This window comes from Azospirillum sp. Marseille-Q6669 (assembly GCF_965111635.1).
In genome coordinates this window covers 486,523-509,913 of record NZ_CBCOOP010000003.1, presented here as the reverse complement: position 1 = coordinate 509,913, position 23,391 = coordinate 486,523, and the positions used below count along the sequence as shown (strand labels likewise).

At 68.5% G+C, this 23,391-nt stretch carries 27 protein-coding genes and 1 riboswitch; of the genes, 9 read left to right on the top strand and 18 right to left on the bottom strand.

From position 1 onward, the window contains the following. Nucleotides 1-77: 77 nt before the first annotated feature. Complete coding sequence (locus tag ACWPXE_RS19750; protein ID WP_454019132.1) at nt 78-347, bottom strand: hypothetical protein; 270 nt, start codon at nt 345-347, stop codon at nt 78-80. 37 nt (nt 348-384) lie between these two features. After that, on the bottom strand, nt 385-1,203 hold the full coding sequence (locus ACWPXE_RS19745; RefSeq protein WP_454019131.1) for a phage capsid protein: 819 nt from the start codon (nt 1,201-1,203) through the stop codon (nt 385-387). A gap of 420 nt (nt 1,204-1,623) precedes the next feature. Here ACWPXE_RS19745 and ACWPXE_RS19740 point away from each other — a divergent pair, with 420 nt between their 5' ends. Continuing rightward, entirely contained in the window at nt 1,624-2,061 is a 438-nt protein-coding gene (locus ACWPXE_RS19740) for a PRC-barrel domain-containing protein (protein ID WP_454019130.1), read from the top strand. 58 nt (nt 2,062-2,119) lie between these two features. Here the strand turns inward: ACWPXE_RS19740 and ACWPXE_RS19735 are convergent, their stop codons facing one another. From ACWPXE_RS19735 to ACWPXE_RS19705, 7 genes are all read right to left on the bottom strand, one after another. Beyond that, nucleotides 2,120-4,465 carry a putative bifunctional diguanylate cyclase/phosphodiesterase gene (locus ACWPXE_RS19735; protein WP_454019129.1) on the bottom strand — a complete coding sequence of 782 codons (2,346 nt, stop codon included), beginning with the start codon at nt 4,463-4,465 and terminating at the stop codon, nt 2,120-2,122. A 230-nt stretch (nt 4,466-4,695) separates the two neighbouring features. After that, nucleotides 4,696-5,403, bottom strand: a complete 708-nt coding sequence (locus tag ACWPXE_RS19730) for a capsid assembly protein (RefSeq protein ID WP_454019128.1) — start codon at nt 5,401-5,403, stop codon at nt 4,696-4,698. Nucleotides 5,404-5,429: 26 nt separating this feature from the next. Then, nucleotides 5,430-5,702: a Bbp19 family protein gene (locus ACWPXE_RS19725; protein ID WP_454019127.1), complete on the bottom strand. Its 273-nt coding sequence runs from the start codon at nt 5,700-5,702 to the stop codon at nt 5,430-5,432. Next, complete coding sequence (locus tag ACWPXE_RS19720) at nt 5,695-7,212, bottom strand: portal protein (RefSeq protein WP_454019126.1); 1,518 nt, start codon at nt 7,210-7,212, stop codon at nt 5,695-5,697. Before ACWPXE_RS19720 ends, ACWPXE_RS19725 begins: the two co-directional genes overlap by 8 nt. Nucleotides 7,213-7,216: 4 nt before the next feature. Continuing rightward, complete coding sequence (locus ACWPXE_RS19715) at nt 7,217-7,510, bottom strand: hypothetical protein (RefSeq protein WP_454019125.1); 294 nt, start codon at nt 7,508-7,510, stop codon at nt 7,217-7,219. A gap of 203 nt (nt 7,511-7,713) precedes the next feature. Further along, complete coding sequence (locus ACWPXE_RS19710) at nt 7,714-8,109, bottom strand: hypothetical protein (protein ID WP_454019124.1); 396 nt, start codon at nt 8,107-8,109, stop codon at nt 7,714-7,716. Between the two features lie 41 nt (nt 8,110-8,150). Continuing rightward, on the bottom strand, nt 8,151-8,516 hold the full coding sequence (locus ACWPXE_RS19705; protein WP_454019123.1) for a hypothetical protein: 366 nt from the start codon (nt 8,514-8,516) through the stop codon (nt 8,151-8,153). Nucleotides 8,517-8,712: 196 nt separating this feature from the next. Between ACWPXE_RS19705 and ACWPXE_RS19700 the strand changes: the two genes are divergently transcribed. Together ACWPXE_RS19700 and ACWPXE_RS19695 are read left to right on the top strand one after the other, a co-directional pair. Then, the gene (locus ACWPXE_RS19700) at nt 8,713-9,345 is read left to right on the top strand and encodes a S24 family peptidase (RefSeq protein WP_454019122.1); all 633 of its coding nucleotides are present in this window, start codon (nt 8,713-8,715) and stop codon (nt 9,343-9,345) included. A gap of 74 nt (nt 9,346-9,419) precedes the next feature. Then, nucleotides 9,420-9,761, top strand: coding sequence for a hypothetical protein (locus tag ACWPXE_RS19695; protein ID WP_454019121.1), 342 nt, complete (start codon nt 9,420-9,422; stop codon nt 9,759-9,761). Nucleotides 9,762-9,774: 13 nt separating this feature from the next. Here ACWPXE_RS19695 and ACWPXE_RS19690 read toward each other — a convergent pair whose 3' ends face one another. From ACWPXE_RS19690 to ACWPXE_RS19660, 7 genes are all read right to left on the bottom strand, one after another. Beyond that, nucleotides 9,775-10,356: a hypothetical protein gene (locus ACWPXE_RS19690; protein ID WP_454019120.1), complete on the bottom strand. Its 582-nt coding sequence runs from the start codon at nt 10,354-10,356 to the stop codon at nt 9,775-9,777. 137 nt (nt 10,357-10,493) lie between these two features. Beyond that, entirely contained in the window at nt 10,494-11,342 is an 849-nt protein-coding gene (locus ACWPXE_RS19685) for a branched-chain amino acid aminotransferase (protein WP_454019119.1), read from the bottom strand. Between the two features lie 443 nt (nt 11,343-11,785). Beyond that, nucleotides 11,786-12,562: a succinate dehydrogenase iron-sulfur subunit gene (locus ACWPXE_RS19680; protein WP_014241601.1), complete on the bottom strand. Its 777-nt coding sequence runs from the start codon at nt 12,560-12,562 to the stop codon at nt 11,786-11,788. Nucleotides 12,563-12,592: 30 nt separating this feature from the next. Then, nucleotides 12,593-14,374: a succinate dehydrogenase flavoprotein subunit gene (sdhA, locus tag ACWPXE_RS19675; protein ID WP_145622812.1), complete on the bottom strand. Its 1,782-nt coding sequence runs from the start codon at nt 14,372-14,374 to the stop codon at nt 12,593-12,595. A 6-nt stretch (nt 14,375-14,380) separates the two neighbouring features. Then, a complete protein-coding gene (sdhD, locus tag ACWPXE_RS19670) occupies nt 14,381-14,776 on the bottom strand; it encodes a succinate dehydrogenase, hydrophobic membrane anchor protein (protein WP_454019118.1) in 396 nt (131 codons plus the stop codon). 11 nt (nt 14,777-14,787) lie between these two features. Then, nucleotides 14,788-15,177 carry a succinate dehydrogenase, cytochrome b556 subunit gene (sdhC, locus tag ACWPXE_RS19665; RefSeq protein ID WP_174440460.1) on the bottom strand — a complete coding sequence of 130 codons (390 nt, stop codon included), beginning with the start codon at nt 15,175-15,177 and terminating at the stop codon, nt 14,788-14,790. 248 nt (nt 15,178-15,425) lie between these two features. Continuing rightward, nucleotides 15,426-15,689, bottom strand: coding sequence for a hypothetical protein (locus ACWPXE_RS19660; RefSeq protein ID WP_014241604.1), 264 nt, complete (start codon nt 15,687-15,689; stop codon nt 15,426-15,428). A gap of 132 nt (nt 15,690-15,821) precedes the next feature. On the opposite strand from ACWPXE_RS19660, the gene ACWPXE_RS19655 reads away from it, so the two are divergent. Next, nucleotides 15,822-16,841: an aspartate-semialdehyde dehydrogenase gene (locus ACWPXE_RS19655; protein ID WP_454019117.1), complete on the top strand. Its 1,020-nt coding sequence runs from the start codon at nt 15,822-15,824 to the stop codon at nt 16,839-16,841. Further along, complete coding sequence (locus ACWPXE_RS19650; protein WP_454019116.1) at nt 16,838-17,305, top strand: acetyltransferase; 468 nt, start codon at nt 16,838-16,840, stop codon at nt 17,303-17,305. The genes ACWPXE_RS19655 and ACWPXE_RS19650 overlap by 4 nt, the downstream gene beginning before the upstream one ends. 5 nt (nt 17,306-17,310) lie before the next feature. On the opposite strand, the gene ACWPXE_RS19645 is transcribed toward ACWPXE_RS19650, so the two are convergent. Together ACWPXE_RS19645 and ACWPXE_RS19640 are read right to left on the bottom strand one after the other, a co-directional pair. Then, nucleotides 17,311-18,189 carry an NAD(P)-dependent oxidoreductase gene (locus tag ACWPXE_RS19645; RefSeq protein WP_454019115.1) on the bottom strand — a complete coding sequence of 293 codons (879 nt, stop codon included), beginning with the start codon at nt 18,187-18,189 and terminating at the stop codon, nt 17,311-17,313. Between the two features lie 11 nt (nt 18,190-18,200). Then, entirely contained in the window at nt 18,201-18,605 is a 405-nt protein-coding gene (locus ACWPXE_RS19640; protein ID WP_014241609.1) for a tellurite resistance TerB family protein, read from the bottom strand. Between the two features lie 146 nt (nt 18,606-18,751). Here ACWPXE_RS19640 and ACWPXE_RS19635 point away from each other — a divergent pair, with 146 nt between their 5' ends. The 4 genes from ACWPXE_RS19635 to ACWPXE_RS19620 all read left to right on the top strand — a co-directional run bounded on the left by ACWPXE_RS19635 (nt 18,752) and on the right by ACWPXE_RS19620 (nt 23,386). After that, nucleotides 18,752-19,699, top strand: coding sequence for an AEC family transporter (locus ACWPXE_RS19635; RefSeq protein ID WP_145704114.1), 948 nt, complete (start codon nt 18,752-18,754; stop codon nt 19,697-19,699). A 253-nt stretch (nt 19,700-19,952) separates the two neighbouring features. Further along, a complete protein-coding gene (locus ACWPXE_RS19630) occupies nt 19,953-21,644 on the top strand; it encodes a HAMP domain-containing methyl-accepting chemotaxis protein (RefSeq protein ID WP_454019114.1) in 1,692 nt (563 codons plus the stop codon). A gap of 198 nt (nt 21,645-21,842) precedes the next feature. Beyond that, nucleotides 21,843-22,241, top strand: coding sequence for a hypothetical protein (locus ACWPXE_RS19625; RefSeq protein WP_454019113.1), 399 nt, complete (start codon nt 21,843-21,845; stop codon nt 22,239-22,241). Nucleotides 22,242-22,308: 67 nt separating this feature from the next. Beyond that, a riboswitch (SAM-I-IV-variant riboswitch) is annotated at nt 22,309-22,413 on the top strand. A 49-nt stretch (nt 22,414-22,462) separates the two neighbouring features. Then, nucleotides 22,463-23,386 carry a homoserine O-succinyltransferase gene (locus ACWPXE_RS19620; protein ID WP_454019112.1) on the top strand — a complete coding sequence of 308 codons (924 nt, stop codon included), beginning with the start codon at nt 22,463-22,465 and terminating at the stop codon, nt 23,384-23,386. Nucleotides 23,387-23,391 lie beyond the last annotated feature (5 nt).

Genomic DNA, 23,391 nt, shown 5'->3' with positions numbered 1-23,391 from the left:
AAAACGTTCGGCAAACGCGCATCCCCCTCACCCTGACCCTCTCCCCGGAGGGGAGAGGGAACATTGAAGGGAACCCGTCAGTCCGTGTTGGACGCGCCGAAGGGCGACAGGTTGGTGACGTCCACCACCCCCGCCGCGTTGGCGGCGACCACGAAGACGCCGGCGGCGGGCGTCCCGGCGGTGCCGGTGTTGGCCAGGATCATGTCGCCGCTGCGCAGCAGGTCGGACGCGCCGTTGAAATAGCCGCTGTTGTCCACCGCCGCGGCGGCGTCCGGCGTCGTGTAGTGCCACAGGGTGAAGCCGTTGGCGTAGGCAAGGACACTCAGGTCCTTCGGAAGATAGGCCATGGGGAAAACTCCGTTTCGATCGTCGGCAGGGAGGGCGTCAGGCTTCCAGGCAGCGCATGGTGACGACGCCCGCCGCGTCGATCAGGCCGGCGCCCTGCGACATCATGTTGTTCACGAAATGCGCGGCCCGATCGCCGTGCCACGAGATGTCCGTCTTCACGTCGGCGCCGGAAGCGTGGCCGACGGCCGTCTTGTGGTACCAGTGGCACAGCCGCACGCTGCCCTCGGCCTTCAGGCCGGAATGGGGCATCCACAGCGTGCCCAGCCAGCGCTTGGCCTGGGTGCCGCGCCAGGGCAGCTCGTCGGCGCCGACATATTCGGTGCTGGCGAACTCATCGATGCCCAGGAGCTGGCTCCACTGCTTCCAGCCGACGACGGCGTAGCGCTGGCCGTCGTCCGGCACGTCGGACTCGCCCAGCTTCTCGAAGGCCGTCAGCACCTTCGCCTTGGTCAGCCCGTCGCCGGAGCCGCCCGCGTAGTTGGTGGACCGGTTCAACTCGCCCAGGATGAGTTCGTCGGTCTTGCGGCCCAGCGCGTAGGCGCCGGCGCTGGCGATGATCTGCCGCTCGTCGATGTTGGTCTTCAGCTCGTCCAGCCGGTCGACCCAGTCGCCGGCGTAGAAGTCGTAGAGGGTGCATTCGACCGGCGTGTGGTCCAGGTTCATCACCGGAACCGCGCCGTGGCGCGCCTTGGTCGACGCGGTGCCCTTGCCGACCTTCTGGAAGACGGTGGAGGCGCCCTGGACGTTGTTCTTCGTGCGCACCGTGTTGCGCAGCTTGGAGCCCATGCGCTGGTAGGCGTCGTGCACTTCGCGTTCGAACTGTTTGACGAAAGCCTGGGCGACCGAGGTTGACATCGGATTATATTCCTTTCGCGTTCTGCGGGGGTCCCGTCCGGCGGGAAGCATTCCGCCACCCGGTTGTCAGGCGCGCCCGATCCCGGAAAAGGACGAGGGGACGCGCGCCCGGCCGCGGGCGAAGCGCGAAAAAAGAAAGGGGCTGGCCGGGCCTTTCGGTTGTCCGGTCAGCCCCTTTCAGGACAGGCATGGAGGGAGGTTCGGGATGCCGCGGCCCGTCGCGTGAGGGGACGCACGACGGGCGTTGGCAAGTCCGTTTCTAGGACAATCGCCCTGCCATGTCAAGAATATTTTCCTTTGTCGAACAGCCATTCCCTTACCGCGGTACCCCCTCGGGGAACGGAATATCCCCCGGAGCCACGCTGTTGATTGGTTGGCCTCAACGGCCCGAAAACACGGCATAAAAAAGGAATACGCTTCATGAAGACGATCATCACCGCCTGTGGCGTCGCCGCGCTTCTGCTCGCCACGCCGGCCCTGGCCGAAAGCACGTCCGCAACCACCGCCAAGGAGGTCCCGAGCAACAAGGCGACCGGGCAGGTCGCCGCCACCCACGGTTCGCTCGACCCGGCGGTTGCGAAGATGACCGCGGCCCAGCTCAAGGGGAAGGACGTCTACGGCAGCGACGGCAAGGACATCGCCGAGATCGAGGGCATCGTCCGCAAGGGCGGCCAGACCTTCGCGGTGATCGATGTCGATCACATCGCCGACATCAGCGACAGGGACGTCGTCCTGCCGCTGGAGCGGCTGCACATGAAGGGCAAGCGTCTGACCGTCGACATGACGGAGAACGACCTCAAGGGCCTGGAGTCCTGGCAGAAGGACAAGTACGAGGACGTCAAGGGCGCGCTGCGCTGACGTCAGGGCCGAATCGGGAGGACGGACCGGGGGCGACGGCCCCCGGTTCTTCCGGATTTCACGCCGACCGGCGCAGGCGCATGGCCAGCAGATCGGCGGCCTGACCGGCGGGAACCGGGCGCCCGGTCAGCCAGCCCTGGACCAGGGTGCAGTTGTGGTGGCGCAGGAAATTGGCCTGCTCCTGCTTCTCCACCCCCTCCGCCACCACATCCAGCCCCAGCATGTCGGCCATGGCGATGATGGTGGAGACGATGCCGTTGTCCTCCCGCTCGCTCGGCACGCCGTTCACGAAGGAGCGGTCGATCTTCAGCGTCGTCACCGGCAGCCGCTTCAGGTAGCTCAGCGAGGAATGGCCGGTGCCGAAATCGTCCACCGCCACGCGGATGCCCATGGCCTTCAGCGCGGCCAGGACGGACAGGGCGTGGTCCATGTCCTGCATCACCGCGCCCTCGGTGATCTCCAGCTCGACCAGATCGGGCGACAGGCGGTGGCGATCGATGATCCGGCGGAAATCCTCGGCGGAGCGCTGGCGCAGGTGGCGCGGCGAGATGTTGACGGCCACCGGCACCGGCTCCAGCCCGCGGTCGATCCACTCCCGCAACTGCCGGCAGGCCTCGTCCAGCACCCAGTCGCCGAGCGGCACGATGAAGCCGGTGTCCTCGGCGACCGGGATGAACTCGCCGGGCGGGATCATGCCGAAGCCGGGCTTGTCCCAGCGCAGAAGCGCCTCGAACCCTTCCAGCGCTTGGTCGATCAGCGACACCTTGGGCTGGTAGTGGAGCTGGAACTCCCCGCGCGCCAGCGCCGCCCGCAGGTCGCGGTCCAGCGCCAGATGGCGGTGCGCCTGGTCGGCCAGCTCCTTGCGGAAGAAGGCGTGGCGCTTGCCGCCGGCCCGCTTGGCCGCATAGAGCGCCGTGTCGGCGGAGCGGATCAGTTCCTGCGCGCTGTCGGCATGGTCGGGGAACAGGGCGATGCCGATGGACGGGCGGACGTAATGTTCCGTGCCCATCAGCAGCACCGGCTCGTCGAAGGCCGCAAGGATGCGCTGGGCGGCGATCTCCGCCTCCTTCGCCTCGCCCACCTCGTCGAGGATCACCGCGAAGTCGTCGGTGCCGATGCGCCCCACCGTGTCGCTGGCCCGCACCGTGACGACGATCCGCGAGGCGACCTCCTGCAGCAGCAGGTCCCCGGCGTGGTGGCCCAGCGTGTCGGTGATCAGCTTGAAGCGCGACAGATCCAGGCACAGAACCGCGAAGCGGCGGCCATGGCGCCGCGCCCGCTCGATGGAGGTGTCGAGCAGCGACTCGATCAGGGCGCGGTTCGGCAGGCCGGTCAGCCGGTCGCGCGTGGCGAGGCGCAGCAGTTCCCGTTCGTGACGCATCCGCTCGGTCATGTCGGCCAGCGCGCAGACGTAGCTGCGCCGCCCCTGCACGTCCAGGCAGGATAGGGAGAGCGAGGCGTCGATCCGCCCGTCCTCCCGCTCGATCGCCAGCTCCTCGGCGCGCTCCGTGCGGCCGCTGGTGCCCGTTCCCGCCGCGCAGTCCCCGCCCGGCGTCCCCAGCCCAAGCCCCGGCCCGAGCAGCCGGGCGACCCGCTCGCGGTCCTCCTCGGCGAACAGGTCGGCGAAGCGATGGCCGTCGAGCCGCTCCGCGGGCACGCCGAACAGCGCGACGGCGGCGGGGTTGTACTCCTCGACCAGACCGTCCTCGCCGACCAGCACGATGGCTTCGCCGATGTTGTTCATGATGCCGAACAGCCGCTCGTCGCGCACGATCAGCGCCTCGGCGGCCTGCCGGAAATAGTCCATGGCGCGGGCCATGGCGCCGAACTCGTCCTTGCGGTCGCGGCCGGGGATGTCGATGCCGGTCTGTCCTTCGGTCAGCCGCTCCATCCGCTCCGACAGCGCCTCGATGGGACCCAGCACATGCTGCGACAGGAACACCGACAGCGGCCAGCTCAGCACCAGCAGAACGGCGATGAACAGGACGAAGGCCAAGGCCTCCATGGCGAATTCGCGGTCGAGGTCGTCGGTCCCGCTGGCCGCCGCGATGGCCCAGCCCCAGGGCTCGAAGGTCAGGCTGGCCCGGACCGAATGCCCCTCGTCCATCCAGCCCTCGGGCACGCGCCCATCGGTGAAGACGCTGACATGGAAGGGATCGCGCCCCAGCGCCCGCAGAGCCAGCCGCGCCTGCCCCTGGCCTTCGTCCCGCGGCAGGGCGCCCGCCTCGATGGCCGCGTTGATCTCGCCAAGCATGGCGTGGGCCGACCCGACCAACGCGTGGGTCAGCCGTCCCCGCTCCGTGATCAGACCGCTGCGCAGCAGGTAAAGCGCAGGGATTGCCGCCATGAGGCAGCCGATCAGGCCGATCCAGGTCAGCCAACGGATCTTGCGGCGCAGCGTCATCACGGTTCCGGCGGCAATCGTCGCACCCGGCCTGTGCTTCCGGCCGGTTGTCATTCTGCGCGAAAGCGTCGCTTTTTTATTTCAAACACGCAACGGCCAAGTTGCCTGCCCCGTCCCCCCTGCGTCTTTTTCAATCCGTCTGCGACATTTTGCCCATCCGGCGCGGCGTGGCTTCGCAAAACCCTCCCGAGAGGCCGCGCAATGCCACGCCGCGCCAACGGTCCACAGGCTCAGGCGGTGGGATAAAGGCGCCGGAACCCGTCGGTCACCTTCGACACCACCGCCGGGTCGCGGTCCCGCCAATAGCGGGGGTCGCGCATCAGCGCCTGCAGTTCCGCCTCCCCTCCGGCGGACGGCGCGCCGGCCGGCATCGACAGGGCGGCTGGCTCGCCACCGGTCATCATCCGGTGAAGCGCCATCACCCCTTCATAGGTGGTCGACAGCCCCTCCACCGCCGCCGGCGGCAGGTTCTTCACCGCCCAGGCGTGGAGTTGCCGCGACACCTCCCGCCAGCGCTCGGCCCCGCCGAACTGGGCGGACAACCGTTCGACCTCGCGTTCCGCCTGGAACTCGGCGGCCAGTTCCTGGATCAGCGGGACCAGCCGCTCGGCGGCGAGGTCGTAGACGAGCTGCGCCTGCTCCGGCGTGAAGCCGGCGCCGTGCAGGCGGCCGTTGATCGCCGGATCCGGCTCGAACAGCCCGTGGTCGCAGGCGATGCAATAGCCCTCCGGCCCATCGGGCACACCCGACGCCACCAGCAGGCCGGGCCGCTCGCCATCACCAGAGGCGGGGGCGGGAGCGGACAGCTTGCGCTCCAGCTCCAGATAGGATTTCAGCAGCGCCTCCACGCGCACCGCACCGGTTTCCGGGTCGCGGAACTTCTCGGGCACCGCGGGCGGGGCGCCGGGAACGGTCGACGTCAGCAGGTTCTCGGCCATGGATAGCTCCTTATACGATGAAAGAATCAGGCACCCTGCCCACGGGCGGTCAGGGCGAGAATGAGGGCGACCAGACGGCGTTGGCCTTCCAGGTCGCGCAGCGCGGCGTCGGAGGCGTCGGGACCGAGCGTGCGTTCGAGCGTCATCGCCGTCAGCGTGGCCAGCACCCGCGCCCCGTCCGGCCCGGCGAAGCAGCGGGCGAAGCTGGGCGCCGGATCACCGGCCGGAACGGCCTCGGCGAACGAGGCTCCATCCAGCCAAGCCCAGCCGCCATTGTTCCACTCCGCCGGATCAGCCATGGGGCGCCTCCGCCCGCACCAGCTTGGCGGGCACGCCGAAGGCCTCGCCCAGCCAGCGCGCGGTCGCCGCGACGTCCACCGCGGACAGCGCCTCCGGGCCGAGCTGGCGGGCGGTGTCCAGCCAACGCAGCGTCGCCTGGACGTCGCGCTGCGCCTGCGCCTGGGCCAGCGGGGAGCGGTGTTGCAGCGCCACCGTGCGCCCATCCACCGCGATGTCCGGGATCTCGCCGCGGCGGCGCAGGATGCCGACGGCGCGCAGCACCAGCGGGGTCAACAGCTCCGCCTGGAGCCGCCCGTAGGTCGCGCCGAGCAGCCGGGCCATCTCGGCGGAGCGTTCGACCACCTCGGTCGCGGTCATGCGCGGCTGGTCCAACGGCCCCAGCCGGTCGGCCAGCAGCGCGTGGCGGATGCGCGCCCGCAGGTCGTCGAGCACGAGCTGCGACACGTCGAACCGGCCGGGGTTGGCGAGCGGCGTCAGCCCGGCCGACCCCACCGCCTTGGGGATGATCGTCCCCGGCACCAGCCGGATGGTGGCGGGGTTCAGCACCCCGTCGTCGTCGGCCTGCCAGATGCCGGTGACGGCGACGGAGGCGTTCTTCAGCACCAGCTCCACCACCTTGTTGGCGGTCTTGATGTCGGGCAGCGCCTTCATGACCGGCGACCGGCCATAGGTTTCCCCCGGTGCCTTCAACCAACGAAAGTTGATGAACGGCGATTGCGCGAAGCGCCCCTCGGCCAGCGTGGCGGGATCGGCCAGACCGCTGTCCAGCACCACCGTCCAGCGGTAGGCCAGCCCGTCCGGCAGCACCGCCTCGACCAGCGGAAAGCGGCTGTCCGGCTCCGCGGCGCCGCGTTCGCGCACTTCGTCCGGGATGGTCACGCCGGGAAAGCGGCGCTCGATCTGGGCCAGCGTCGCCTCGCTGCACCGGAAGGTGCCGTCCAGCCGCCCGTCCGCCCCCTCCTCCAGCACCGCCTCGGCCAGCGGCACCGCGGTGAAGCGCAGGCTGGACGCGGCGCCCGGCGGGGCCTCCTCCATCAGCAGGCAGGCGGTGCCCACCGTCACAAGGTCGAGGAAGGCTTGGTGGATCTCCACGGCGAAGTTGGAACGGTCGACATGCGCCTGCACGATGCCGGCGGCGCGGTCGAGCATCGGGGCCACGCGGTCGCGCTCCCCATCGGGCAGCGACGGGCCGGGCTGCAGCCCGAACCAGCGCGACCAGGGCGGGGTCAGTTCGGCCAGCAGGCTGGCGGCGAGCTGCTCCACCGCGTCCGGCGCGGTGCCGTCGAACAGCCGGTCCACCCGCCGCTCGCCGGGAGTGCCGCCGCCGCGGAAGGGCTGCCCGTTGGGCAGGGCGTGGTCGTAGCAGTCCTGCCAATGGCTTTCCCAGACCGACCGGCGCTCCCGCGCCGCCCGGTAGCGTTCCAGCAGACGCTCCGGGCTGTTCGGCGACGCGGATGCGGCATCCCCCTTGCGGACCCCCTGGGTGGTGCCGTGTGCGGTGTCCTTCATGGCCTCACTCCCCCAACAGGCGCTTGCGCAACGGCACCAGCGCGCCGACGTCCAGCGCGCCCCGCCAGGAGGTCTGGACGGTCCCCACCCGTCCCCGGTTGCGCCGCTGGATCAGCGCTTCTGCGGCCTTCGCCGGGTCCTTCTCCTCCTCCGTCGCCGAAGGCGGGATGACCGGGTCGACGGTGGGCGGCACCGCGGGAGCCGGGACCTCGACCACCGGGGCGGCGGGTGCCGGCACCGGTTCCGGGGCCGTGTTCCACCAGGGCGTCGTGATGGGAACCGGCGCAGGAGCTTCCACCGGCGCCGGGGTCGGCTCGGGGGCAGGCTCGGGAGCGGGGGCGGCGGGGGTTGAGGGACGGGCGCGGGATTCGGGGTGGGGTCCGGGGCGGGGGCGGGCGGCGCCGTCGGCCGCGGCGCCTTGAACAGGTTCGCCATGGGCGGGGTTTCCTTGTTCGTGGTGAGACAGGACGACTGGAGGCGGGGGCGGGACGGCGGCGCCGATCAGGACGCGGCGGGACGCGCCAGCCACCGGTAAAGCTGCCACGGCGTCAGGACCGCGGGCGCGTGCAGCCCCAGCAGGCGCTTGACCGCCTCGACGCAGGTGAAGGGCGCCCAGGGGGCCGGGCGGGTCAGGCCACGCCGCACCGACGCCGGGGCCACCGCCATCCCAATTCCGCGGTACCAGCCCGGCAGGTCGAAGGCCGCGGGCAGGTCGAGGACCGACACGTCGGTGAAGGGCGAAAGGGGATCGACGATCACCCAGTGGCGCCCGTCATGCAGCAGCGCGAAGCAGTGGCGGAATCCCGGCTTCAGCAGGCGCAGCCACCACAGCTCCGCCTCGCCCCGGAAGACCACCCAGGCGCGCGGCGCGTCCGCTCCGGCCCGGCAGGGCCCCACTTGGCAGGGCCCCACTTGGCACGGCTGGGGCATCGGCGCGCTCACTGGACGATGCCCTTCTCGCGCAGCACCGGGCGGAGCCGGTCGAACGCCTCCTGCCAGAGGGTGTGGGCGCGCTGCTCGTGGTACCGCGCCGGGTCCGGCGCCATCAGGCGGCGCCCGTAGTGGACCAGCACGTGCAGATGGTCGCGGATCAGCAGGCGGCGACGGTACAGCCGGTCCACCGCGCACAGCACGTCGCCGGGCTCGCAAGGACGTTGGACCAGCCCCCGCCCGGCGGCGATGCGCGCGCCGGCGGCCTTGGCGTCCTGAGCCTGGACCGACCAGAACCACGCCTCCTCCGCGCTGCCGAATGGTTCCCCGACGGCGTCGGACAGAACCATGAACGTGTTGCGGTGCTGGACCATGCGTGAGGTCTCCCTGAGAATTGCAGCTTTTGGGTTCGCGGGCGCAGCTTCGCTCTCGGGCGGAGCGCCGGATGGGCCGCGGCACGCGCGGCTGGCGAACACATGTTCACGTTATGTACCGATTAAAGTCCTTCGTCAAGGACAATGTGAATAGGTTCCTAGGGACGGGCTGGTTCGTTTATGTGATTATCCTCCCATGCTCAAACATGCGGACATTTGGCGGGCGATCGACCGCCTCGCGGCCCAGCACGGGCTGTCGGCCTCCGGGCTCGCGCGGCGCGCGGGGCTCGACCCGACGACCTTCAACAAGAGCAAGCGGACCACCGGCGACGGCAAGCTCCGCTGGCCCTCGACGGAGAGCGTGTCCAAGGTTCTGGAGGCGACCGGCGCGTCTCTGTCGGAATTCGTCAGCCTCGTCGGCGATGCCGCGGGCGCCGGCTCGCTCCAGCGGGTGCCGGTCATCGGCTATGCGCAGGCGGGCAACGCGGGTTTCTTTGACGACGCCGGCTTTCCTTCCGGCGTCGGCTGGGATGAGCTTCTGTTCCCCAGCATCGGCGACCCGCACGCCTACGCGCTGGAGATCGCGGGGGACAGCATGGACCCCGTCTACCGCGACGGTGACACCATCATCGTCTCGCCCGCCGCGCAAATCCGGCGCAACGACCGCGTCGTCGTCCGCACCAAGGGCGGCGAGGTGATGGCGAAGCAACTCCTTCGCGAAACCGCCACCAAGGTCGAGCTGATCTCCATCAACCGCGCCCACCCGGACCGCAGCATCCCGCGCGCCGAGGTGGCCTGGATGGCCCGCATCGTCTGGGCAAGCCAGTAAGCGTCGGCCCTGCGGCACTCTGTCCTAGGATATTTTTCCTTTACATCGGTTATCAGAAGGCTTACCGTCCGAGGATGACCGGATCCACCGGGGCGCCGTCGCGTCCACTTCCCGCCCCGCTGTCCCTCATTTCACATCGTTTGGATGATCTCGAACGCCGTCACGACGACGCGCCGCCCCGCGGCGTGCTTCGGACGGCGCTTCTCGACGGAGCGGACCGGCACGCCACCCTGGCCCGCGCCGCGGTGCTTCGCCTGCACGACCGCTTGGCCGCCGAGGCCCGGCAAGGCGTAGCGCGGCGCCGCCGCACCCTGCCCGCCGACCGGACCGCCGGCGACGCGTGGCTGTCCCGCCTCACCGCCGCTTTGGCCCACCATCGCAACGCCGCCAGCCTCCTGCTCCTTGCGGGGGCTTGAGCCGGGGCCGCCCTCACGCGGCCGGAGGAGCGCCGGTCTCGTCCGCCTTGGAAACCTCTGTGTTCAGGGCAACGACACGGGCGGTCTTCGCCTTCCTTGCGCGCGGCTTGCGAACCGGCGCCTCGGCAGGCGGAACCTCCACCGGTTCGGCCACCTCCTTCGCAGCGGCCTGTACGGCGATCGGCGCCGCCTCGGCCCGCTCCGTGGCTTTTTTCAACAGCTTGTTCCTTGAAAAGCCGGAGTCCCGCAACGCCGTTTTCAACTCCTCCCACGCCAAGCGGATTTCCCTGGCGAAGGCCCGCGCGTCATCGTCGCGGTGGGTGCGGAAATATTCCGCCGCCTCCCGCATCTGGGCCGGCAGGGTTTCCGCCCCGGCGCGCACCGCCTCGTTGCGCAAGCGGTTGTGGCGGTCGTCCAGATAGGTGAGGATCTCCGACAACTCCTCAGCCGTGCAGCTTTTCTGGAGCCTGTCAGTGACCACGGGCACGGCCTTGTCGATCTTTCCGACCAGTTCCGATCGACCGCGCTTCAGGTCCGGATCGTAGACGGTGCGGATCACCTGGATCACGCGGCGCCGTTCGCGGAATTGCATCATCTCCCCCCTCGACGGAGTCCTTCGATGGACTGATTCACCGTTTCGAAGAAATCATGCCGCGGAACGGGCCGCCTATCAAGCCGGTTTCCGGGCCGCATACCGCCCGAAAACCGGCATTCCGGGTCATCCGAAGCGGATCAGCGGAAGGCGAACTCCCAATAGAGCCCGCGCGCCCGCGCCGCCAGGGGGCCGGGTTGCAGGGCACGCGTCTCGACGCGGGTGACCGGCACCACCTTCGCGTAATTGCCGGTCGAGAAGACCTCGTCCGCCTCCAGCACGTCGCGGGGGCTCAGGGTGGCCTCCTCCACCGCGACGCCGTCGTCGCGCAGCAGGGCGATCACGCGCTGGCGGGTGATGCCGTTGAGGAAGGTCCCGTTGTGCACCGGCGTGCGCACCACCCCGTCCTTGGCGATGAACAGGTTGGCCGTCGCGAACTCCGCCACGCCGCCGATGGGGTCGAGCATGATGGCGTTGTCGAAACCGCGCTCCCGCGCCTCCTTCAGCGCCAACCCGGCGTTGGGGTAGAGGCAGGCGGCCTTGGCCTCGGTCGGCGCCATGTCCGGCATCGGACGGCGGCGGCTGGACAGGCAGGCGGTGAAACCCGCGGCGCTGGGCAGCGGCGCCTCGTAGACCGACAGGACGAAGCGCGTGCTCTCGGCGTCGGGCGCGACGAAGCCCTCCTCCGCGTAAAACATCGGCCGGATGTACAGCTCGGCCTCCTTGGGGAAGCGGCGGATGCCGTCCCAGCACAGCTCCTCGATTTCCCCGGCGGTCAGCATGGGGGCGAGGCCCATCACCTGGGCGGAGCGCACGACGCGGGCGCAGTGGCGGTCGAGGTCGGGGGCCACGCCCTGGAAGGCGCGAGCACCGTCGAAAACGACCGAAGACAGCCAGAGCGCGTGAGTCATCGGGCCGACGATGGCGGGGTTGCCCGCGATCCATTCGCCCTGGATGTAGCTCAACGCCTGACCGGCCGTGCTGCCCATGATCTTCTCCCTTTTTGGCTTCGGGTTGGTTCTATCCGGATGGTTCGCTCCCTCGAAAAGCATACCCCCTCATCGCCGCCGGTCAACCTGCGCAGACGGGCCAGCCGGACGGTTGATGCAGGACACCCTCACCACACCGGGAGCGACCGACCCATGGGCTGGACCTACTCGAGCGCCTTTCCGCAGCCGTTGCGCGCGGCCCCGCCCTTCCCGCCGCCGGGCCAGGACGTTCCCACCCCGGGCCCCCTGACCGACAACCCGGACCTGCCCACCCCCGGCCCACAGGAGGACATGCCCTCGCCCTGCCCAACGACGACCTGCCGCCGTCCCGGCCCACCGATCCCGACTTCGCCTGAGCCGCGACGACGCCGACGGGCCAAAGCAAACGGGGCGCCCCCTTCCGGAGGCGCCCCGTTCTTCATCGGTGAACCGAAACGGACGGATCAGCGGCGCTGAACCATCAGCTTCTTGATCTCGGCGATCGCCTTGGCCGGGTTGAGGCCCTTCGGGCACGCCTTGGTGCAGTTCATGATGGTGTGGCAGCGGTAGAGGCGGAACGGGTCCTCGAGGTTGTCGAGGCGCTCGCCCGTCATCTCGTCGCGGCTGTCGACGATCCAGCGGTAGGCCTGGAGCAGGATCGACGGGCCGAGGTAGCGGTCGCCGTTCCACCAGTAGCTGGGGCAGGAGGTCGAGCAGCAGAAGCACAGGATGCACTCGTAGAGGCCGTCCAGCTTGGCGCGGTCCTCCGGCGACTGCAGACGCTCGCGGCTCGGGGCCGGCGACTGCGACTGCAGCCACGGCTTGATCGAGGCGAGCTGGGCATAGATGTGCTTCAGGTCGGGGACGAGATCCTTCACCACCGGCATATGCGGCAGCGGGTAGATCTTGACGTCGCCCTTCACCTCCTCGATGGCCTTCAGGCAGGCCAGCGTGTTGGTGCCGTCGATGTTCATCGCGCAGGACCCGCAGATGCCCTCGCGGCACGAGCGCCGGAAGGTCAGGGTCGAGTCGATGTTGTTCTTGATGTAGATGATCGCGTCCAGGATCATCGGGCCGAACTTGTCGAGGTCGACGACGTAGGTGTCGACCCGCGGGTTCTGCCCGTCATCCGGCGACCAGCGGTAGATCTTGAAGGTCTTCGCCCGCTTGGCGCCGCTGGCGGCGTTGATGGTCTTGCCGACGCCGACCTTGGAATTGGCGGGCAGGTTGAATTCGACCATGGTTCGTATCCTTGCCTTGCTCTTGCCGCCTTAGTAGACGCGGGCCTTGGGCGGGAACACCTGCACCTCGTCGGTCAGGGTGTAGAGATGGACCGGACGGTACCCGATCTTCGTCTCGCCCTTGTCCGACACCTCGATGACGGTGTGCTTCATCCAGTTCTCGTCGTCGCGGTCCGGATAATCCTCGCGGGCGTGGGCGCCGCGGCTCTCCGGCCGGTTCTTCGCCGAGTGGAGCGTGGCGACCGCCTGGTACAGCAGGTTGTCCAGCTCGATGGCTTCGACGAGGTCGGAGTTCCAGACCAGCGAACGGTCGCTGATCGCCATGTCGCCCTTCTTGGCAAAGGTCTGGTCGATCAGCTTGACGCCCTCCTCCAGCACCTCGCCGGTGCGGAAGACCGCGCAGTTGTTCTGCATGGTCCGCTGCATTTCCAGGCGAAGCTCCGACGACTTGATGGAGCCCTTGGCGTTGCGGATGCGGTCGAAGCGCTCCAGCGCGACGTCGGTCGCGGCGGCAGACGACGACACCGACTTGCCCTTCTCGACGATCTCGGCGGCGCGGATGGCCGCCGAACGGCCGAACACCACGAGGTCGAGCAGCGAGTTGGAGCCCAGGCGGTTCGCGCCGTGCACCGACACGCAGGCCGCCTCGCCGATGGCCATCAGGCCGGGCACCACGCGATCCGGGTCCTCGGCGGTCGGGTTGACCACCTCGCACCGGAAGTTGGTGGGGATGCCGCCCATGTTGTAGTGCACCGTCGGGAGAACCGGGATCGGCTCCTTGGTGACGTCCACACCGGCGAAGATCTTGGCCGTCTCGGCGATGCCGGGCAGGCGCTGGTGGATGATCTCCGGCGGGAGATGCTCCAGGTGCAGGTGGATGTGGTCCTTGTGCTCACCGACGCCGCGGCCCTCGCGGATCTCGATGGTCATCGAGCGGGACACGACGTCGCGCGAGGCGAGGTCCTTGGCCGACGGCGCATAACGCTCCATGAAGCGCTCGCCGTTGGAGTTGGTGAGGTAGCCGCCCTCGCCGCGCACGCCCTCGGTGATCAGACAGCCGGAGCCGTAGATGCCGGTCGGGTGGAACTGCACGAACTCCATGTCCTGCAGCGGCAGGCCGGCGCGCAGCACCATGCCGCCGCCGTCGCCCGTGCAGGTGTGGGCCGAGGTGGCGGAGAAGTAGGCGCGGCCGTAGCCGCCCGTCGCCAGAACGACGAGCTGGGCGCGGAAGCGGTGGATGGTGCCGTCGTCGAGGTTCCAGGCCACCACGCCCTTGCAGACGCCGTCCTCCATGATGAGGTCCAGCGCGAAATACTCGACGAAGAACTCTGCCTCGTGCTTCAGCGACTGCTGGTAGAGGGTGTGCAGGATGGCGTGGCCGGTGCGGTCGGCCGCGGCGCAGGTACGATAAGCCTGCTGCTTGCCGTAATGGGCGGTCATGCCGCCGAAGGCGCGCTGGTAGATCTTGCCTTCCGGCGTGCGCGAGAAGGGCACGCCGTAGTGCTCCAGCTCGATGATCGCCGGGATGGCCTCGCGGCACATGTACTCGATGGCGTCCTGGTCGCCCAGCCAGTCCGACCCCTTGACGGTGTCGTACATGTGGAAGCGCCAGTCGTCCTCGCTCATGTTGCCGAGCGCCGCCGAGATGCCGCCCTGGGCGGCCACGGTGTGCGAACGGGTCGGGAAGACCTTGGTGATGCACGCCGTCTTCAGGCCCTTCTCGGCCATGCCGAAGGTGGCGCGCAGGCCCGCACCGCCGGCACCGACGACGACGACGTCATAGGAATGATCGATAATATCGTAGGCGGCCATGGCTCGTCAGGCTCCGAACGAAATCTTGAGGACGGCGATGACGCAGGCGGCACCCAGCACGAAGCACAGGGCTTTCACGGCCAGGATGCTCAGGATCTTCGCCATCTCATTGTGCACGTAGTCCTCGATCACCACCTGCAGCCCGGCCTGGGCGTGGTGGAAGGTGACTACGGCGGTCAGCACCATCATCAGCGCCGAGAAGGGCGACTCCAGCCACGCGACGAAGGCCGCGTGGTCGGCGCCCAGATGGCGGATCACCCCGAAGACGAACCAGACGGTCAGCGGAACCAGGGCGATGGCGGTCACGCGCTGGTGCCACCAATGCTCGGTGCCGTGCTTGGCGGAGCCCAGGCCGCGCGCGATCTGCAGCGGCGAGCGGAGGGTCTTGCTGTTGGACGCCATGTCTTCTCTCCTCACCACACGGCCAGGCCGATGATCCAGGTCAGCACGGTCAGCACGACCGCCGCACCGATGACGATCTGGTTGCCGCGGTCGGCCTCGCTCAGCTCGAACGCCTTGCCGGCGTCCCACACCAGATGCCGGATGCCGTTGCACAGGTGATAGTAGAGCGCCAGCGACCAGCCGAACATCAGCAGCAGCCCGAAGAACGAGCCGATGAAGTGCTGCGCGCGCTCGTACGCGGCGGGGCTGGTGGCGGCGGCGACCAGCCACCAGGTCAGCAGAAGGGTCCCGACGGCCAGCCCCACGCCCGTGATGCGGTGCGTGATGGACAGGAGCGCGGTCCTGGGGAGTTTGTAGACTTGCAGATGCGGAGAGAGCGGCCGACCGCTGCCGTTTGCCATTGCGTCGTCCTCAGTTCGGCGACCGGTCGCGGCAAGGAGGGCTGTTGCCGCGACGGCGGGTGATGCGAGACCGAAAGTTTTAAGCCCTGCTGTGTTTGGCGATTGAATTACGCCTCTACCGCACACGAGTCAACGGCAGGGACTTGGCCGTGGCCAAAATGGCGCACCGCGGGAAGTGCCTGAAAACTAACGGGCTTTGCTGCAGCTGGTATTACCAGGGCCGAAACCCGGTTTCGCCGTTCAGCCTATTACTTGTCGAAGCGGCGAACATTCTCCACCATCATCGAATACATCTGGGTAATCAGCTCCGCCGGACGCAGCCGGCCGAAGGGAATGTTCTCCTTGGCCCACTCCACCAGCCCCTCGGGCGGGCGGACCGGAGCGACCTCGTAGCCGGCCTTCTTCAGCGCGTTCATCACCGAACGCGCCTGCTTGGTGTAGTCCTCGTTGAAGAAGGACTTGTCCGCGTCCTTGATCGCCTTGGCAATGATGTCTTCGAGCGGAGTGGCCATGCCCCGGTGTGCCGGTCGCGGTCGTTCGTGATGGGGCGGACACGGTGTCACAACGCGGGCGCTGTTGCAATTCCATTGGGAACCGCATACCTCAAGCCCTCTTCGCACCGCATATCACAGGGATTAACCGCCATGGGCTACACAGTCGCGGTCGTCGGCGCCACCGGCAACGTCGGACGGGAAATGCTGAACACCCTCGCCGACCGCCGCTTCCCGGCCGACGCGGTGATCGCCCTGGCCGCCGACAGCGCGGTGGGCAAGGAAGTGTCCTTCGGCGAGGACGCGGTGCTGAAGGTCGAGGACGTCGGCCGCTTCGACTTCAAGGGCGTGGACATCGCTCTGTTCGCCGCGGACGCCAAGGTTTCGGCGGCCCACGCGCCGCGCGCCGCCGCGGCGGGCGCCGTGGTGATCGACGCCAGCCCGCAGTTCCGCATGGACCCCGACGTCCCGCTGGTGGTCCCGGAGGTCAACGCCGACGCGCTCGCCGGTTACGCGAAGAAGAACATCGTCGCCAGCCCCGGCGGCGCGGCCATCCTGTTGGCCATGGCGCTGAAGCCCCTGCACGAGCAGGTCACGGTGAGCCGCGTCGTCGTCTCCACCTATCAGGCGGCCTCGGACGCCGGCAAGGAGGGGATGGACGAGCTGTTCAGCCAGACCCGCGCCATCTACGTGAACGACCCGGTGCAGAAGTCCGTCTTCTCCAAGCAGATCGCCTTCAACGTCATCCCGCACATCGGCCCCTTCATGGAGGATGGTGCGACGCGGGACGAGTGGGCGATGAACGTCGAGACGAAGAAGATCCTCGACCCCAAGATCAAGGTGAGCGCAACCTGCGTCCGCGTCCCCGTCTTCATCGGCCATTCCGCCGCGATCACCATCGAGTGCGTCGAGCCGGTGACCGCCGAGGAGGCCCGCCGCATCCTGCGCAAGGCGCCGGGCATGCAGGTGATCGACCAGCAGGAGAACGACGGCTACATCACCCCGGTCGAGATCGCCGGCGACGACCCGGTCTTCGTCAGCCGCCTCCGCGAGGACTACACGGTGGACAACGGCCTGTCCTTCTGGGCGTCCACCGACAACCTGCGCAAGGGCGCCGCGCTCAACGCCGTGCAGATCGCTGAGCTGCTGGTGAAGGAGTATCTCGACGCGTGATTCCGATCCGTCCCTCCCGCCCGGACGACGCCCCGGCGCTCTTTGCCGTCTGGCTCGCCGCGGTGCGCAGCACGCACGACTTCCTGAGCGAGGCGGACATCGGCTTCTACGCCGACCTCGTGCGCGACCAGTATCTTCCGGCGGCGGCGCTCATGGTCGCGGTGGACGGCGACGACCGGCCGGTCGGCTTCCTGGGCATGAGCGGGCGGAAGATCGACACGCTGTTCGTCGATCCGGCGTGGCACGGCCAGGGGATCGGCCGTGCCCTGGTCGCCTCCGCGTTGGACAGCGGGTGGGGACTGACGGTCGACGTGAACGAACAGAACAGCGCCGCACGGACTTTTTATCGGCGCCTCGGCTTCCGGGAGGTCGGGCGCTCCGCGCTGGACGACAGCGGCCGCCCATTCCCCTTGCTGCATCTCGCCCTCGATGGCTCCGGCCGACGCGAACCGACCGGAGCCTGAAAGGCTTACTTGACGAACAGCCGGTAGAGGGCGGAATGGTCCAGCCCGCCGTCGCCCTGTTCGGCCAGCAGTTCGAACAGCTCCAGGCTCAGGCCCAGCGCGGGAAGCTGGATGCCGGATTGCTCCGCCAGTTCCTCCGCCTGCTTCAGATCCTTGATCTGGGTGACCACGCGGCCGCCCGGCGTGAAGTCGCCAGACACCATGCGCTGGCCGTGCAGCTCCAGGATGCGCGACTCGGCGAAGCCGCCGCGAATGGCGTCGCGGACCTTGCCCGGCTCCACCCCCGCCGCCTTGGCCAGCGCCAGCGCCTCGGCCACCGCGCCGATGCTCAGCGCGACGATCACCTGATTCGCCATCTTGGCGACCTGCCCCGCCCCGCTGTCGCCGACATGGGTGATGCGCTGGCCCATCGCCTGGAACAGCGGCAGGGCGCGGGCGAAGGCCTCCTCCGTGCCGCCGGCCATGATGGTCAGGGTGCCGGCCTCCGCCGCCACCGTGCCGCCGGACACCGGGGCGTCGACCCACTCCGCGCCCTTGGCGCGGACGGCCTCGGCCAGCTTGCGGGTCGCCCCGACCGCCGTGGTGCCCATGTCAATGACGAGATGGCCGGGCCGCAGCGCGTCGATCAGCGCCGCGGCCACCGCCTCCACCGCCACGGTGTCCGACAGCATCAGCACGATGGCGTCGGCGCGGGCGGCGACCTCCGCCGGTCCAGCGGCGGGGCTCATGCCCTCGCCGGCCAGCTCCTCGACCGGGCCGGGGCTGCGGCTGCTGATCACCAGGGCAGCACCGGCCTTCGCCAGATTGCGGGCCATCGGCCGGCCCATCAGGCCCAGCCCGATGACGCCAACCGTCCGTCCCGCCAGACCTGGCCGTCCGGTCATGTCACCGGCCGTCACAGGCGGGTGTGGCGCGCCCGCGCGCCGCGTTCGATGGCGGCGGCGCACAGCCGGTCCACGCCCAGCTTGTGCCGGATCAGTTCCAGCATCCGCAGTTCCTCCTGCGAGGCCGACGGGTCCGCCGCGGCGATGTCGCAGGCGAGCGCGTAGGCGGTCTCGGACAGCTTGGACGGAATGGCCTCCTTGACGATCTGGAGCGTCGTCTCCAGCCCGTCGGCGTCGGCCAGCAGGCCGGAGCATTCGCGGGTCACATCGGTCAGCCGGTCGATGTCGAAATCCTTGAAGATCGGCAGGTAGCGGACGTTCTCGCCGATGGCCTCAAGCTCCGCGTCCGTCATGTCGCCGTCGCACGCCGACACCAGCACCATGACGTAGATGAGCGCGCTGTGATGGTTGATCATCGAAACTCCTGCGGAAAAAGGGCCCCGCCCAATCTTGCCCGCCCCCCGCGCGCCGTCAAGGGAGGGAGCGCCGTCAAGGGAGCTATGCCCGGGGCGGACGGGTGGGTCCCTCGACAGGGGACGGGTTGCCCCTTAAGGTCGGCCCCATGTCGGTGGTCTTCAACGTGGCGCTCCCGGTCTTCGCCATCATCCTGGCGGGCGTCCTTTCCGGTAAGGCGAAGCTTCTTGGTCCCGCCTCGTCGGAGGCGCTGAACAAGTTCGTCTACTGGATGGCCCTGCCGCCGGTGCTGTTCCTCGGCACCGCGAAGCGCTCGCTGCCGGAGATCTTCAACGGCCCCTTCATCGGCGCCTTTCTCGGCTCGATGCTGGCGGTCTACGCGCTGGGCGCCCTGCTGGGCTGGCTGATCCACCGGGAGCGCACGCAGATCCAGTGCATGCAGGGGCTGAACGCCTGCTTCTCCAACACCGGCTACATGGGCATCCCGCTGTTCCTGGCGGCCTTCGGCCCGGACCGTCTGGCCCCGGCCATCCTCGCCACCGTCATCATGAGCGCGATCATGGTCGGCATCGCGGTGATCTGGCTGGAGTTCGCCAACAGTCAGGGCGGCGGCATCGGCAAGGCGCTGCGCGACGTCGGCCGGGCGCTGGTCAAGAACCCGCTGATCATCTCCACGGCCCTGGGGCTCGCCTGGTCGGTCTTCCTGTCCGGCGTGCCGGTGCCGCGCCCGATCGCCATCTACTGCGACCTGATGGGCGCCTCCGCCGGTCCCTGCGCCCTGTTCGCCATCGGCCTGTTCCTGGCAACCCAGAGCCTGAAGGCCAACCTGCTGGAGGTCGGCTGGATCAGCGCCCTGAAACTGGTGGTGCAGCCGGCGCTGGCGTGGTTCCTCATCCAGACGCTGTTCCCGCTCGACCCCTTCTGGGCCGGATCGGCCATCATCCTCGCCGGGCTGCCCACCGGCGCCCTGACCTTCGTGGTGGCCAGCCAGTACCGCATCTATGTGGAGCGCACCTCCGCCGCGATCCTGATGTCCACCATCGCCAGCGTGGTCACCCTGTCCTTCCTGCTGGCCACCTACGCGCCGCCGCTCTGAACCTTGGCTTGCGGTCGTCTGGTCGCGCTCGCCTCTTGAGACATTCATCTTTCTTAAAAGAAAGAAACCATTTGAAAAGCGGGAGACAGCCTCCCTGCGTCATTCTTGCGTCTTTCTTAATATTTGCTGTTCAATCATTTGATCACGGCAAATCCAGCGCCCAACGCACGGGCGCTGGTCTGCCGAATCCTTTCGTTCAGACTCATAACAATCGACCGCCGCCGCATCGTTTCGGGGGAAAGAGATACGCGCCATGTCCATGCTGAGTTCCATGACCATCCGGACCAAGGTGGTCGCCGCCACCGTCTGTGTCCTGCTGATGTCAGTCGCCCTGGGACTGTTCGCCGTCGACCGGCTGAGCACCGTCAACCACGCCGCGGAGGAAATCCGCTCCAACTGGCTGCCCAGCGTCACCGCCATCGGAGAGATCGACGGTGCGGCCAACGATTACCGCATCCTGGAGGCGTCCCACATCCTGGCGCTCTACCCGGCGGAAATGGCCGAGGTTGAAAAGGAGATGACCACGGTTCTGAACCGCCTGGCGGAGGCCCGGCGGAAATATGAGCCGCTGCTGGCCCCCGGTTGGGAAACCCAGACCTTCAGACGCTGGGAGGCGGCTTGGGATGGCTATCTGAAAATCAGCCAGGGCAAATTGCTTCCCCCCTCACGAGCCAACGAGAACGAGAAGGCTACAGGCATCTACCGGGACGAATCGCGCAAGGCGTTCGATGAGTGCTCCGCGCTCGTCAATGACCTGACCACCTCCAACGTCCAGAACGCCACGAAGGCGGCGGACTCGGGGCGGGCGACCTATGTCGGAGCGCGGAACTGGATTCTGGGCGCCATCGCGTTCGTGGCGGTCCTCTGCCTGTTCGCCGGCATCGCCATGACGAAGTCGGTCGCCCGGCCCATCGTCGCCCTGACCTCCATCATGGACCGTCTGGCCAGGCGCGACCTCGGAGTCGCGGTGGAGGGCGGCAACCGGCAGGACGAGATCGGCGCCATGGCCCGCGCGGTGCAGGTCTTCAAGGACGGCCTGATCGAGGCGGAGCGCCTGACCGCCGCCCAGGCCGCCGAGGAGGAGAACAAGCGCCGCCGCACCGAGCGGATCGACTCGCTGATCCGCAACTTCGACGGCGCGGTGCACAGCGTCCTGCAGACCGTGGGCGCCGCGGCGTCGCAGCTCGACACCACCGCCCGCAGCATGACCGACATCGCCGAGCACACGCGGGCCGAGGCGGGCAGCGCGGCGGCGGCGGCGGAGCTGACCTCCGCCAACGTGCAGACCGTTGCCGCCGCGTCGGAGGAGATGGCCGCCTCCATCACCGAGATTTCCCAGCAGGTGTCGCAGTCGGCCGGCATCGCCGGCAAGGCGGTGGACGAGGCCGACCGCACCAACGCCACCGTGCAGGGGCTGTCGGAAGCGGCCCAGCGCATCGGCGACGTGGTGGACCTGATCCAGAACATCGCCGCCCAGACCAACCTGCTGGCTCTGAACGCCACCATCGAGGCGGCACGGGCGGGCGAGGCCGGCAAGGGCTTCGCCGTCGTGGCGAGCGAGGTCAAGAGCCTCGCCAACCAGACCTCCAAGGCGACGGAGGAGATCGCCCAGCAGATCGGCGCCATCCAGGCGGCCACCGGCGGGGCGGTCGGCGCCATCCGCGGGATCGGGGCGACCATCTCCTCGATCAACGACATCTCCTCCTCCATCGCCGCCGCCATCGAGGAGCAGGGTGCGGCGACCCAGGAGATCAGCCGCAACGTCCAGCAGGCGGCGCAGAGCACCCAGGAAGTGACCAGCAACATCAGCCGCGTGTCGCAGGCCGCGACCGAGACCGGCAGCGCCGCGACCCAGGTGATGTCGGCCTCCGGCGACCTGAACCAGGGGGCGATGCGCCTGAAGAGCGAGGTGGAAAACTTCCTCATCGCCATCAAGGCCGCCTGAGGATCGCAAGACAGGACCGGTGGGCGGCCGCGGGACCGCTCACCGGCAGCCCCGTTGCAGCACGGGTTCCGGCTTCCCGCTTCTCCTCATACTTTCGAAGAAGCGCGCGGCAATCGGTTTGACAACCGGCGGCTGTCACGGCACTCCATGACCGTCACGCGTCTTTTTCCAACAAGAATACAAAATGGAGGAACCGCCATGCTGAGCATCTATGCGCAGCACGCGCAGACCTATTTGCTTGTCCTGATGATAAGCACGACGCTTTTCTTCGCCCTGCCGATTTTCGTGGCGCCGCTCGCCTGGGCTCGCCTGATGCTCTGGCGCATCCCGCAGGACACCGACCTCGCCGTTTATTTCGGCCGCTGCCTCGGGGCATTCATCCTGATCGTCGAATTCCTGATGCTGCGCGGCGCGACGACGGTGGAGGCGACCGCCTACGCCTTCGATGTCCTGTTCGGCGTGTTCGGGCTGATGCTGGCGGTCCATGTCTACGGCGCCATCCGGCGCATCCAGCCGATCACCGAAACGCTGGAGATCGGCTTCTGGGCGCTATTGCTTCTGCTCAACACGTGGTTCTACCCGGCCCCTGCCGCCTGATGGGACCACGGCTCCGCCGCTGTTGCCCCACTCCTGTTGCCAAGCCGCCGCTGCCCGTATAATGTGCACCGTGCATCAAGAGTTGAGCGGACGCTCAACGCCAACCTGCTTTCCCGAGCAAGGTGGCGTCCCGAAGGGGGATGTGGCCGGACCGGCAAACAAACGGGGTTCGCCATGACGTCTGTTCCGACCGATGCACCGACAGCGGAGCCGGACGAGTCATGCCCATCAAGATACCCAACGATCTTCCCGCCTTCACCGCCCTGCAGGCCGAGGGCGTCATGGTCATGCGGGAGGCCGACGCCATCCGGCAGGACATCCGGCCCCTGCGCTTCGGCCTGCTCAACCTGATGCCCGACAAGATCCGGACCGAGACGCAGATCGCGCGCCTTCTCGGCAGCACGCCGCTTCAGGTCGAACTGTCGCTGATCCGGATCACCAACCATGTGCCGCGCAACACCGCGGCCGACCATATGAGCGCCTTCTACCGGTCGTGGGAGGACGCGCGCCGCGAGACGTTCGACGGCTTCATCGTCACCGGCGCCCCGGTCGAGACGATGCCCTTCGCGGAGGTGTCCTACTGGGACGAGCTGTGTTCGGTATTCGACTGGACGCAGAGCCACGTCCATTCCTGTCTGAACATCTGCTGGGCGGCGCAGGCCGCCGTCCATCATTTCCACGGCGTGCCGAAGCATCTCCTGCCGCGCAAGGCATCCGGCGTGTACCGGCACCGCAACCGCGCCCCCGCCTCGCCCTATCTGTGCGGCCTGTCCGACGGCGTGCCCATCCCGGTTTCGCGCTGGACCGAGGTGCGCGAGGAGGACATTCCCCCCAAAAGCGGCCTGCGCGTGTTGCTGGACTCCCCAGAGGCTGGCCCTTGCCTGCTGGAGGACGCCGCCCACCGGTCGCTGCACATGTTCAACCACATCGAGTACGACACGGACACGCTGCGCAACGAATATGTCCGGGACGTCGCCAAGGACGCGGCCACGCCGGTTCCCCAGGGCTATTTCCCCGACGACGACCCGAGCCTCCCGCCCGAAAACCGGTGGCGGAGCCACGCCCATCTGCTGTTCGCCAACTGGATCAACCAGATCTACCAGACGACGCCCTTCGACGTCGCCCACATCGGCACGGGTGGATAGGCCGT